The organism is Bacteroides xylanisolvens, assembly GCF_018289135.1.
Lineage (GTDB): Bacteria > Bacteroidota > Bacteroidia > Bacteroidales > Bacteroidaceae > Bacteroides > Bacteroides xylanisolvens.
Genome location: NZ_CP072216.1, coordinates 779597 through 792785, shown reverse-complemented (window position 1 = coordinate 792785; position 13189 = coordinate 779597). Strand labels below are relative to the sequence as shown.

At 41.0% G+C, this 13189-nt stretch carries 10 protein-coding genes; 5 read left to right on the top strand and 5 right to left on the bottom strand.

All coding sequences use genetic code 11. The features are described 5' to 3' along the window. Positions 1-119: 119 nt before the first annotated feature. The 3 genes from INE92_RS03445 to INE92_RS03435 all read right to left on the bottom strand — a co-directional run bounded on the left by INE92_RS03445 (position 120) and on the right by INE92_RS03435 (position 4407). Entirely contained in the window at positions 120-1880 is a 1761-nt protein-coding gene (locus INE92_RS03445) for a DEAD/DEAH box helicase family protein (protein ID WP_195436789.1), read from the bottom strand. 321 nt (positions 1881-2201) lie between these two features. Then, positions 2202-2375, bottom strand: a complete 174-nt coding sequence (locus INE92_RS03440) for a hypothetical protein (RefSeq protein WP_195436788.1) — start codon at positions 2373-2375, stop codon at positions 2202-2204. 238 nt (positions 2376-2613) lie between these two features. Continuing rightward, positions 2614-4407 carry a site-specific integrase gene (locus INE92_RS03435; protein ID WP_195436787.1) on the bottom strand — a complete coding sequence of 598 codons (1794 nt, stop codon included), beginning with the start codon at positions 4405-4407 and terminating at the stop codon, positions 2614-2616. Between the two features lie 167 nt (positions 4408-4574). Between INE92_RS03435 and INE92_RS03430 the strand changes: the two genes are divergently transcribed. The 5 genes from INE92_RS03430 (at position 4575) to INE92_RS27300 (ending at position 9020) form a co-directional block, all read left to right on the top strand. Further along, positions 4575-5318 carry a polyprenol monophosphomannose synthase gene (locus tag INE92_RS03430; protein WP_120069211.1) on the top strand — a complete coding sequence of 248 codons (744 nt, stop codon included), beginning with the start codon at positions 4575-4577 and terminating at the stop codon, positions 5316-5318. Then, a complete protein-coding gene (locus INE92_RS03425) occupies positions 5315-6655 on the top strand; it encodes a dihydroorotase (RefSeq protein ID WP_151935971.1) in 1341 nt (446 codons plus the stop codon). Before INE92_RS03430 ends, INE92_RS03425 begins: the two co-directional genes overlap by 4 nt. Before the next feature lie 300 nt (positions 6656-6955). After that, positions 6956-7858, top strand: a complete 903-nt coding sequence (locus INE92_RS03420; protein WP_008015952.1) for a vitamin B12 dependent-methionine synthase activation domain-containing protein — start codon at positions 6956-6958, stop codon at positions 7856-7858. Positions 7859-7926: 68 nt separating this feature from the next. Then, complete coding sequence (locus INE92_RS03415; RefSeq protein WP_008643303.1) at positions 7927-8439, top strand: RNA polymerase sigma factor; 513 nt, start codon at positions 7927-7929, stop codon at positions 8437-8439. 5 nt (positions 8440-8444) lie between these two features. Further along, positions 8445-9020: a hypothetical protein gene (locus INE92_RS27300; protein WP_008021802.1), complete on the top strand. Its 576-nt coding sequence runs from the start codon at positions 8445-8447 to the stop codon at positions 9018-9020. 19 nt (positions 9021-9039) lie between these two features. Here the strand turns inward: INE92_RS27300 and INE92_RS03405 are convergent, their stop codons facing one another. Further along, positions 9040-11907 (bottom strand): AAA family ATPase, encoded by a 2868-nt coding sequence (locus INE92_RS03405; RefSeq protein WP_009040913.1) that lies wholly within the window; start codon positions 11905-11907, stop codon positions 9040-9042. Further along, positions 11904-13157: an exonuclease SbcCD subunit D gene (locus tag INE92_RS03400; RefSeq protein WP_009040912.1), complete on the bottom strand. Its 1254-nt coding sequence runs from the start codon at positions 13155-13157 to the stop codon at positions 11904-11906. Before INE92_RS03400 ends, INE92_RS03405 begins: the two co-directional genes overlap by 4 nt. Between the last annotated feature and the right edge of the window lie 32 nt (positions 13158-13189).

Here is a 13189-nt window from a genome sequence, read left to right as displayed (position 1 = left end):
GAGTATAAATCAATTATGTAAAGAACAAAGGTAATTATAAATATAGAAAAATAAAAGCCCCAAAACCTGTTATGGTCTGGAGCTTTATTCTTGTCCTGTTCTGTCATATTGGTAGATTCTTATTCAAAGGTAAATACCATCTTGCCAAGTTCATAGCCACTAACAGTTTTTCCATCTATCTTCCTGCTTGCCTTCTCCACACTGTAAAGAGTACAATTCTCTATCAGGGTAGCTTTGGGAGACAACTTGATTCCCAATCTGTCAAACTCATCCTTCAACTTGCCTTTCAAGTCCTGATTGCTGATAAAGCCAGGCTGATATATAGCCAAGAGGGCTTTATTTACCTGTTTCTTGTCCTCTACAGCTTTTAGCATCTTCTCCCTGTTCCATCTAAGAGTATTCATTTCAGATTCCTTCAAATACCTTTTGATTAGTGGAAATTCTGGATATTCCTGTTCATAAAATTCAGAAGGGGAATCCAGATAATCTTTTAGTAGTTGCTCATAACTGACAGTCATTGCCTTTGCCAGTTTTATATTGAAATCCTCCCATTCATTCTGGTTGGTAAGCTCAAATTTTTCTGATTGCATAAAACTGTCCCTGATACTGATACCATCTCTGTATATCTTCCTTAGTTCCTGCTTATAAATGAAGGATTGTTTTTTCAGATTGTTATACACCATCTTGCCATTAATGATGGAGACTAGTTCAGTGTCTAGGTTCATCCTCTTAATATAGGTCTGTCTCTCTTCCTTATCCAGTTTATTCCATCCGCTTAGCAACTTGTCAGCTTCCTTCTCTTTATCCTGCATCACCATTTCAAACTCCTTATCGCTCATAACATTCTTATTGGTGGAGAACAGATGGACTATCACATTCCTAAAGATATTCTGGTATTCATCATTGATTCTGATTCTGCCTGCTATTTGTTCCATAGTAGTACTTATATCCACCAAAGTCTGCGTTTTGTATGCGTCACTGGCTACTATTATCAGCCCGTTATTGGTAAAAAGGTTACATCCCTGAAAGCATTTCTTTGTAAAGAAATTAATCTTCTTATTGGGACTACTGACTGATTCAATCTGGTATTCGCCCAACAGTTTGTTATTTCTAATCCTGTCAGCACAGCATATCTTCACATCATCTGGATTCAGCTTCAACGTATCTGCTATCTGCTTGATACTGGTCACAGAATTGATGAAAATATATAGTTCTTCCACTTTGCTGACATTGCCGTTTATGTCTGGGAGTGATATGCCTTCATCCAAAAATATCTGTATGAATCTAGCCAGTCCTTTGGTTAATTGCGTGACCTTGTATCTGATAGGAGTTATTTTCGTCACTCCATTCCATTGGACTTTGTAATGTGGAAGCCGTTTCAGGAAATCTATCTCAAAGTCAAGGTCAATTGGAGTGGCAGACAAAAAAGAATAATGCCTGAACTTCTGTATTTCTTCCATCAAACCGTTAATTGCATCATATCTGAAATCCATGTCCTCTAAGATTAAATGGTATTCATCTATCAATACTTTCCACCCTTCTGTATTGCCCAACCATCCAATTAATTTGGGCAGACTGTCATAGGTCACGGCTATCTTATATGTGGTATTGTCTTTGATATATTTCCTGAACTGGTATTCTCTTATACCACCATAACATTTGAATACTTCATACCTGTTATTCTTATCTGCTGCTATGCTATCTACCAAGTCTTTGAACGGACATACGATAATATAGTTACTACTGCAATTTGCAGCCACATAAGTACCACCTACATCTGTCTTTGTCTTGTTTACGATTCCAAAAGGAATACCGTCTTTAAATCTTTCTAATTCACCCAAATATCGGGCATTGCCACCATTAATGATTTCTTGTTTCATTGTGTTTAGATTAGCTTTGATTTATAAAATTGCAATCTGTGTATTTAAAATATCTGACTTTAGATTAAGTTTAAGTAGGGTTATTTTTTTCTTCCTATATAGGGACGCTTTGAAGAAAAACTCGTCCATAAGAATAAAATAATAAGCGTATTACTACGCCTATTACTTTACCGCTGACTTAGCATAGTCAAGCAATCTAAATGTTATGTCTTGTATTATATCGTTTATGGCGGAAGCGTCTTTTAAAACTTTAGTTTAAAAGTTTTATGAAGAAAATACCTCTTATTATGTTAGCTTGGCAACAGGGTTAGAACTAAAAAATCATTCCTGTTCCTGTTTATGATGCGGTAGGTAGATTGTGTAGGTCTTGCCTTGAACCATTTTGCGCTTTTTGATGTATCGGTCTGTAGCCCAAAGTCCAATGTGAAGCTTTGTGTCCTTGATACCGTGCTCTAGTGCCATTTTACGAATGTCTGCGTAGGTCAGTTCTTTCATTTGAAGTAGATTTAGGTTTGTAGTGGTGAATCTGGGTGACGAGAAACTCGGTCATTTCTGACTTTCAATCACGTTGCAAAGGTATAAAGTCCCGACCGCATCACCAAACAACAAGTCGAAATTGTGGAATATTTGAGTTGAGGATGCGATAAAGCAAAAATTCTCCCCATAGCTGTAGCTGTTCGGGGAGAATATGATGTTCAGGCTTACCAGAAGCCTTGATTTCCTAAAAAGCTCGTCAGCCCTTGTTTCTTTTATCCAATAAGGCTGTAGTGATTTCTTTTATATTGGTGAATCTTTCCTTATCCAACAAGCCTATTTCCAATGCCTTATTGATAAACTGCATAATTGCATCCTTACTGATACCAATTTTAACGCACTTGATAATCATTTCTCTAAAACTGTCATACAAATCTGACTGCTTCCAGACAGATAACTGTTTCACATATTGTTTTGCCACATCAGAATCAGAAGTGGAAGATTGGGAGAATTTTTCTATCTCACTTATAAGGAAATTGATTTCATTGTCATAACTACACAGCTTTCCATCCTTTAAGTGACCTACCTGTGATTGTAGTTTAACAGCTTTATTGATTTTAGATGCAAAAAATTGAGTGTCCAACAGAGTATCGAAGGTGATATTATTAGTTGCATCGTTCGTAGGCTTCGCTTCATTGAGAGAATTTGTCTCCACCTTGCCCATACTAAAAATATCACCATCTAATTTTTTCTTAAAAGCGGTAGATACCTTTTGGGCTTTATCCTTATTGCTTAAATGGGAATATACTTTATCAATCATCTTTGTATCTTCATGTCCTGTTGCTATTATTATGGTTTCTTTAGGAATATCCCTTCTACACATTATAGTAATGAATGTATGTCTAGCCGTATGGGTATGGACTAATTCAAATAAAGGTTTTACTTGTTTGCCATCCTTATCTTCAAAAGTGATTGGAGTATTTAAACCTGCTTCTTCTGCAATTATTCTTAACTCTGCATTTAGATTGGAGTTGCTTGGTTTATAATATTTCAGTTCGGTGTTTTGATATTTAGATATGATTTCTTTTGCCAATGGGGTTAATGGTATTATAGCTCTTGCTTTTGTCTTTTGCTGTATTATAGATATTGTATCTTCCTCTTCATCTCTTTCATTGTCGCCATTAAAGAATTTCTGCATATCTCCAACACGCTGACCAACTAAACATTGCAGTACGAATAAATCTCTAATTTCTGTGTTTTTCTTTATTTGTCTTTCCGTTCCTGTTATTGGATGGTCATATAATTGTTTTAGTTGTTCTTCTGTTAATGTGACTTTCTTGTTACTAGCTAGTTCTTTGTTAGATTCATCTTTTACAGATTCAAAGCTCTCCAAGTTGCTATTATGCCACATAAAAGGAATGTCCATTCTTTTACTAACTTTCTTCAATAACGGAAATAGAGTATTCTGAATGATATTCCTTATTGTTACACTACCTCTTCCATTATCAACTAAATATTTTTGATAGCTCTCAAAGGTGTTTAAATTCATGGATTCCCAAGTGTCAGAGATATTATTTTCTTTTAGATACCTCTCAAATTTGCCAACATTTAATTTTTGTTGTTCTTTAGTACTAGATGCTGCCTGTTTAGCATCTATAATTTCTTTCATTACAGTCGTAGCTGACTTTTTCTTAATCTCTGTAGTCATTGTATTTTTATATATGCGTGTTCTTAATATGGTTATACTATTTTCAATATCAGTAGGGTGTTCACAAAGATAATGCTTAAATTCTAAGAACATATCTTTTAGCTCTGATAATCTATCATTAGCTATAGTATTATTATTGTTATCTAATTTTGACAAACGTGCGTTGACATACGCTTGTTGTTTTCTTATATTCCAGTGTTCTGGATATACTTTAACTCCCGTTGAGAGCTTTACTTGTTTGTTATTGAGATATACAACCAAATATATATTGGTTGGTTTATTTGCTTTGGGTTGTCTTAAATTGAAATTGCATTGTATTTGATTAATGAAAATTTGCCTTCCCATAACTTTGTTCTTAAAACTGGTTCTTAAATTCTGTTCTTAATTTGTGTTCTTGAAAGGCTATTTTCTGTAATTGCAACTTATTTCCAACCTGTTACAAATATACTTGCAAGCAATTTGTGCATTTCCAAGAAAAGAACTACTTTTGTTTTAAATTTTATAGTATCTATATGCAGACATCGGATAGCATTGTAATTATCCCTACCTATAATGAACGGGAGAACATAGAAAATATCATCCGTGCCGTATTCGGCCTTCCCAAAGTATTCCATATTCTGGTAATAGAAGACGGCTCTCCGGACGGAACGGCAACCATCGTAAAAACCTTGCAACAAGAATTTCCCGAACGGCTTTTTATGATTGAGCGTAAAGGGAAACTGGGATTGGGCACTGCCTATATTACCGGATTTAAATGGGCACTGGAACACGCATACGAGTATATCTTTGAAATGGATGCCGACTTCAGTCATAATCCGAACGATTTACCCCGTTTGTATCAGGCTTGTTCGGAACAGGGTGGAGATGTATCCATCGGCTCCCGCTACATCAGCGGAGTGAATGTAGTGAACTGGCCGATGGGACGAGTATTGATGTCATACTTTGCTTCCAAATATGTGCGGTTCATCACAGGAATACCCGTACAAGACACAACTGCCGGATTTGTCTGCTACCGCCGTCAGGTACTGGAAATGATCGATTTGGATCATATCCGTTTTAAGGGATATGCTTTTCAGATTGAAATGAAATTCACCGCTTACAAATGTGGTTTTAAAATCATCGAGGTTCCCGTGATTTTCATTAATCGTGAACTAGGGACTTCCAAGATGAATAGCAGCATCTTTGGAGAGGCCATATTTGGTGTGATTAAATTAAAAGTAAATAGTTGGTTCCATAAATTCCCGCAAAAGTCATGAAACGTACACTGATTCAAAACGCCGTTATTGTTAACGAAGGAAGAAAAGTACTGGGTTCAGTAGTCATTGAAAATGAAAAGATAGCCGAAATATTGGTGGGTGAAGAAAAAGCAACTGCCCCTTGTGACGAAGTCATTGACGCAAGCGGGTGTTATCTCCTACCGGGTGCCATCGACGAACATGTTCATTTCCGCGATCCCGGCCTGACTCATAAAGCTGATATTACCACAGAAAGCCATGCCGCTGCAGCAGGAGGTGTCACTTCCATCATGGATATGCCCAATACAAACCCGCAGACTACGACGCTGGAGGCTTTGGAAGAGAAATTCACCCTACTAGGTGAGAAATCAGCAGTCAACTATTCCTGCTATTTCGGAGCAACGAATAATAACTATACCCAGTTTGCGCAACTGGATAAACACCGGGTTTGTGGCGTGAAGTTATTTATGGGTTCAAGCACCGGCAATATGCTGGTAGACCGGATGGCCAGCTTGCGTAATATATTCGGCGGAACCGATCTGCTCATCGCCGCCCATTGCGAAGACCAGGGAATTATCAAAGAAAATACGGATAAATATAAGAAAGAATACGGAGACGATGTACCTCTGGCTCTTCATCCGCTTCTCCGTTCGGAAGAGGCTTGCTATCGTTCGTCCGAGCTGGCTGTGCAACTGGCACGGGAAACAAATGCCCGCCTGCACATCATGCATATTTCCACCGCTAAAGAGTTGAGTCTGTTTTCCAACGTTCCTCTGGCACAAAAAAGAATTACAGCAGAAGCCTGCGTTTCCCATCTACTCTTTACGGAAGAAGATTATCAGACATTGGGTGCCCGCATTAAATGTAACCCTGCCATCAAGACTGCACAAGACCGGAAAGCTTTGCAAGAGGCTGTCAATAGCGGTCTGATTGATGCCATCGCAACCGATCATGCCCCACACTTGCTTAGTGAAAAAGAAGGAGGTGCATTAAAGGCAATGTCCGGGATGCCGATGATTCAGTTCTCGCTAGTCAGCATGTTGGAGTTGGCAGATAAAGGAGTGTTTACTATCGAAAAAGTAGTAGAAAAAATGGCTCATGCTCCTGCACAGATGTATGAGATACCAGACAGGGGATTCATCCGCAAAGGCTATCAAGCTGACCTTGTATTAGTACGTCCCGGAAGCGAATGGACTGTAACAACCGATTGTATTCTAAGCAAATGTAAATGGAGTCCATTAGAGGGACACACATTCGACTGGAAAGTAGAGAAAACATTTGTAAACGGACATCTGTTATATAACAACGGAGAAATAGACGAGACTTATCGCGGACAAGAATTGTTCTTCGAACGATAAATGATAATTTTGCGGAGTGCCCTGAAAGGGCTTAATTCTATAGCGTAGGGCAACGCCCTACGTAAAAACGACAATCTGAATTTGCGCCCTGAAAGGGCATAATTGTATACAGTTCCGCCCTTTCAGGGCTTGTGGCTGGTGTGTTTTTTTCGTAGGGCGTTGCCCTACGCTATAGAATTAAGTCCTTTCAGGGCACCCCAATAAATATATAATTGTAAGGCTTTCAGCCTAACTGCTAAATTCCCATTTAACCGCTAAATTCTCATTTAACCGCTAAATTCCCATTTAATTGTATAAATTATGATTCTATCTTATAAAATACATACAGTCACTCCCTACATCAACTGGATTTACTTTTTCCACGCATGGGGTTTCCAGCCACGTTTTGCAGCCATTGCCAACATTCACGGATGTGACGTCTGCCGTGCTTCGTGGCTGACGACTTTTCCGGAAGAAGAGCGTAACAAGGCCTCCGAAGCCATGCAGCTATTTAAAGAAGCCAACCGGATGCTCGATCTGCTCGACCGGGATTATGAGGTAAAGACCCTATTCAAGCTCTGTAAAGCAAATTCTGACGGAGATAATCTAATTATTGAGAAAGAAAAAGACCAATTCGTCACCTTTCCTTTACTGCGTCAGCAGACGCCCAAAAGAGATGGAAGTCCTTTCCTTTGTCTAAGCGACTTTATCCGTCCTCTTTCTTCCGGTATCCCCGACACCATCGGTGCTTTTGCTTCTTCTATTGATGCGGACATGGAAGGACTGTATGAACAGGACCCATATAAACACTTGCTTGTCCAAACCCTCTCCGACCGACTGGCAGAAGCTGCAACAGAAAAGATGCATGAGTATGTACGAAAAGAAGCATGGGGATATGCCAAAGAAGAAAATCTGGGCATAGCGGATTTATTGGTCGAGAAATATCAAGGTATTCGCCCTGCCGTCGGCTACCCGTCTTTACCGGATCAGTCTGTCAACTTCCTGTTGGATGAACTGCTGGACATGAAACAGATAGGTATTTCATTGACTGAAAACGGGGCCATGTATCCGCACGCTTCTGTTTGCGGACTTATGTTTTCACATCCGGCTTCCGAATATTTCTCTGTAGGAAAGATTGGAGAAGACCAACTCGAAGATTATACCCGCCGCCGGGGAAAAAGCATCGAAGAAATGCGCAAGTTTCTGGCAGCGAATCTTCAATAATCATCATTCTCCTGTGATTTTTCTCCTTTTCTCACGACTAACTAACCAGAAAAGCAATCATAGACTTCATGAGAGAACAAACAACAGAAGCCAATCCTCCTATTGAGCAAGAGTTCTTGTCGGTAATCCGCGAATATGAACGGGTGATCTACAAAGTGTGCTATCTGTACGCCAACCCCAATGCTCCGCTCAATGACCTTTATCAGGATGTGCTACTGAATCTTTGGAAAGCCTATCCTAAATTCAGAAAAGAATGTAAAGTATCTACATGGATTTATCGTATTGCCCTCAACACTTGTATCAGTTTTTATCGTAAAGAAAAGAATGTACCGGAAATTGTCAGTCTCACCAAAGATACTGACTGGACCATAGAAGCACACGACCCGATCAACGAAATGCTGAAACAGCTTTATCAGATGATTAACCAGCTGGGACAACTAGACAAATCAATTATCCTGCTCTATCTCGAAGACAAAAGTTATGAAGAAATAGCAGAAATTACCGGACTAACGGTTACCAATGTAGCGACTAAACTAAGCCGTATCAAAGACAAACTTAAAAGAATGAAAAAGGAGGAATAAGATATATGGAACTGGAAGAACTGAAAAAATCTTGGAATGCCCTGGATGAACACTTGAAAGATAAAGAGTTCATCAAAGAAGAAGAGCTTGAAAAGCTGATAAGGCATGCAGACAAAGGTATCCATGCCATTGCCAGCCTGAACATCAAGCTTATTCTGATTTCTTTGCCGATATTGATCTTGTTTTTAGCGGAGGTGTTGTTGCACAACAGATTGAACCCGATCTACATCATTATCATTTTCGCATGGATTCCCGCACTTTGCTGGGACATCGTCACCACCCGCTTTCTCCAACGGACTCAAATAGACGAGATGCCTCTGGTAGAGGTAATCAGCCGCGTGAACCGTATACACCGATGGACCATCAGAGAACGGCTGATTGCCATTGCTTTCCTCTTGGTACTGGCTGTACTCTCATTTATCTACTGGCAAGTGTGGCAATATGGAATAGGCATGATAGCCTTCTTTATCCTGTTATGGGGCGGAGGACTAGGATTGATTTTATGGATTTACCGCAAGAAGTTCTTAAATCGCATCCACGAAATAAAGAAGAATTTAAGCGAATTGAACGAATTAATGTAAAAGGAGATAATGGATGTGCTTACCCTACAACGGTAAGCACACTCTTTCCATTCACTTTCTTATGCACTTGCACCTGAACAGAAATTCGTTCACTCATCTCCTGTACGTGAGAAATAACTCCGATTTTCCGTCCCTGCATCTGTAATTGTTCTAATGCTTCCATTGCCGTACGCAGGCTTTCCGCATCCAAAGAGCCGAATCCTTCATCAATAAAAAGAGATTCCACTTTCAGGTTATTGCTTGATAAGGAAGACAAACCCAAAGCCAACGCCAAAGATATCAGGAATGATTCACCACCGGAAAGAGAGTACACAGTCCGTATTTCATCACACATATCACAATCTATCACTTGAAGCGCCAACGTGTCGGGAACCTGTTGCAACTTATAGCGTTTAGAAAGGTAGGATAAATGTTTATTGGCATGAAGCAACAGTAAATTCAAAGTGTAACTTTGAGCTATCACTTTAAATTTCGCTCCGTCCGCACTGCCTATCAGTTTATTAAGTTTCGCCCAACGTTCGGCAATCGTCTGTTTCTCTGCCAGCTCCTTCGCAATCTGCTCCACAGTTAGCTTATTCTTTGCTTGTTGTAGCAGACGGGCTTCCATAGTAGAAAGAGCACGTTCGGTATTCAGGTTTTCCTCCTGTTGTTTCTTTATTATTTCGGGAAGTTGTTCGGGAGACCCAATCTTTTTATACTGTTCCTGCAATTCTCCAATAGCCAGCGTAATTTGCTTCATCTCTCCTTGCAGACCAGAAAGGCGATTGTGCACAGCCTCTACCTCTTTGCGTGCTTTCTCCAAAGCCAAATTCAGCTCTTTTTCTCTTTTTGCCACGGCTGCTTCCGCTTCATCCGCACTTTTTCCTTTCAACAGTTGCGAACGTTCCTGACAGAGCACATTCAACGCTTTCTCTATAACTTCAAATCTCTTTTGTTCGGCTGAAGCAGCATTCTGCAATAACACCAACTGTTCTTTAGCAGACGATACTTTCTGCATCGCCAGGCGACAAAGAGATACATTCTCACGAAGAGCTTCACAATGCGCACGCATCTTTTTAATTTCTTCATCGCTGCGTTGCCATTCTGCATAAAGATTACGATATTCTAAAATACGTTCTGCCAGTTCCGTCAAACGATGTTGTATCTGCTCTTCGTTACTAGCATCGATCCCAACTTTATACAATGCCGCCAACTGTTCTCCAATCTGTCCGTCCACCATCTTCTGATGCGTCCAATCACGTTGCAAAACAATGCTCCGGTTATTGATCTGTTGACAGTTTGCTACTGCTGCATTATACTCCTGTTCTATACTCCGGAAAAGAGTATCTACTACCTCCTGTTCCTGATGGTAAGGATGCACCGTACTACCGCAAACCGGACAAGCTTCCCCCTCCTGCAATTGCTGACGCAATGCTTTCACGTCTTTTCCCACTGCCATACGTGCATTTTCGTAAAGGCGTTGAGTTACTTTCAATGCAGTTTCTTGTTCCGTCAATTGTTTCAGGCAATCAGTTGTTTCTTTCTCCAACCGTTCTATTTCTGCCTTTGTTTTCGTCTGCGTTTCCGTCAATTGCCGGATATTCTGTTGGCGTGTCAGCTCTTTTTGCAACTTCATCTGTTCTTCGGTCAATAACGGATATCCGAAAGAGTTTAATCGCAACAACCGCTCTTCATTCGTATTTATCCCGGCTGTCAGTTTGTCTGCTTCCTGCCGTAGAATTTCTTCCACCTGTTCTAGCTGCAACGCTTCTTCTATTCCTACATGATTCAGCAAACGGTTCAGAGAAGAATAAGAAACCTGCAACTGCTCCGTAGCCATCCGCATTTTTTGTTCCTGCTCCGACACCTGTTTATTAGCGGACTGTAACATCTGTTTCGATTGTGTGTAACTGTCCTGCTGTGACTGTATCTGTACATCCAACTGACGGGCTTTCTTCAAGTCCGGCTGTATGGCTTCCCATTGTGCCTTGAAATGCACCAATCCTTCTTCTTGTGAAGCCAATGCGCCCTGTAACATTTTCAATCTTGCTTGCTCCTCCTGTTCTTCCTGTTGCTTCTTCTTCCAAAGATCTTCCTGCATTTTTAATGAACGAACCACATTCAGTTGTTCATTCTGTTCCGCCAGCAGTTTGATTCCTGTCACACGCTTTTCGGCCGACAGTTCTTTCTCTTTTTGTAAAGCAAGCAATTCTTCTTCCGGCATCAATTCGATCACATTCATTCGATTCTGAATCAAAGTGACTTCTTCCTGTGCCGCCTTATTCCGGGCATAGACTTCTTGAGAAATCCGGGAATAAACACCGGTTCCCGTCAACTTCTCAAGCAACTCCGCTTTGGCCGCTCCTTTCGATTTCAGGAATGTCGCAAAATCATTCTGCGCCAATAATACGGTACGGGTAAACTGCTCATACGTCAACCCCACCAACTCCACCAACTGAATCAACAACTCTTTTTTGGTACCCTGGAATTCTTTCTCCGTATCCAGCTCTTTCACCTCCAGCGTTTGTGGCTGCAAAGAACCGCTTATCTTATTTCTTGTCCGTCTTACCGACCAGCGAGAACGGTAACGCCGTCCGTCAATGCCTAAGAAATCGACTTCCGCATAACCGTCGCTTGTTCCCCGACGCAATAAATTTCTTACATCGGACTGATTTATTTGATTGTCTCCTACATCTGCCAGATTCACACTTTCCACCGAAGTTGCGAAACGGGGAGCTTTATCATACAGTGCCAGACATAAAGCATCTAGTAAAGTAGACTTACCGGCACCCGTAGGTCCCGAAATGGCAAATATACCTGCAGAATGTAATGGTTCTGCTGTAAAATCGACTTCTACTGTCCCTTCTATCGAAGTCAGATTCTTCAATCGTATAGCCAGTATTTTCATTCTTCTTCCTCCTCTTCTTTATGAGTAGCAGCCCAATAGGCTTCCTGAAACAAACCTGTCAGTTCGGCAGGCATTTCCACCTGATAAATCTTTTCAAAGGCAGACTGCGCAATCTGTAAGGGAGACATCTCCTGCAATCCTCTCTTCCAGTTCTCGTTTTCTTTCTCCTTATTTTCTACATCGGTGCGATAGGTAGACACAATGCGTGCCAATCGATAATTTTTATCTGCCAATGCCTCCTCAATCTCCTGCCGAAGCATGGGTTCCGGCTCCTCCAGCAGTACCTTCACTTCTAAATAAGGAGCTACATCCTTTGTCTCCGGCAATTCTTTCAAAGCTTCCAACACCACTTCCGGCAAGGCAGGTTCTCCATTCGGCACACTTACCAAAGGGATTAATTTCGGGCATTCCAACCGTTCAATGTCCACTGCACAACCTCCGTCAAAAGTCACCATCACGACTCCATGATGATAATGTTTCTCTGCAAAAGACATCGGAATAGGACTTCCTGCATATCTCACATTCTCCCTTCCCGACACTCGCTGCGCTTTATGTATATGCCCCAATGCCGTATACGCTATCTGTTCGGAAAAAGCTTCCGGCGATACACATTCCAGACCACCAATCACAGTACGTTCACTATAATCTTTTTCTGCAATCTCCGATCCTGTAGCCTGCAAATGACCGATGGCAAGAATCGACTGATTCGCTGTCCTTTGCTTCCATAGCCTTTGCAGAAGCTGCGAATATAGTTCGCGAACTCCCTCCGCGTACAGGTTGCCTTCCGTCTGCACGACCGGATAATCCCCCTGGCGCAAAAAAGGGACAGCCATGCAAAGCAGTTCCACTTCCTCTTTCCGGTTCTTCAGTTCCACGATCAAATGGTCATAATCAATTTCTCCACCTTCAAGTTTGCGCACCACCCCTCTGACTTCTGTCCGCATAGCCTGCAACAGAGGCAAAGGAGCTTCCAGACGTGCTGCCGAATCATGATTACCGGCTACAATGACAATCTGCAGATTCGGATTCTCCACTGTCACCCGATAAATAAACTGATAATACATGCTTTGGGATGCAGCGGAAGGGTTGGAAACATCAAAAACATCTCCGGCTATAATCAATGCATCAATCTCTTTCTGACGAATTTCTTCTGCCAGCCAATTCAGGAATACCTCATGTTCTCCCGTGCGATCATATCCAAAAAAGGTTTGTCCCAAATGCCAGTCGGCAGTATGTAATATACGTATCATAATTTTATAACTATCTCTACTAACAAGAGACA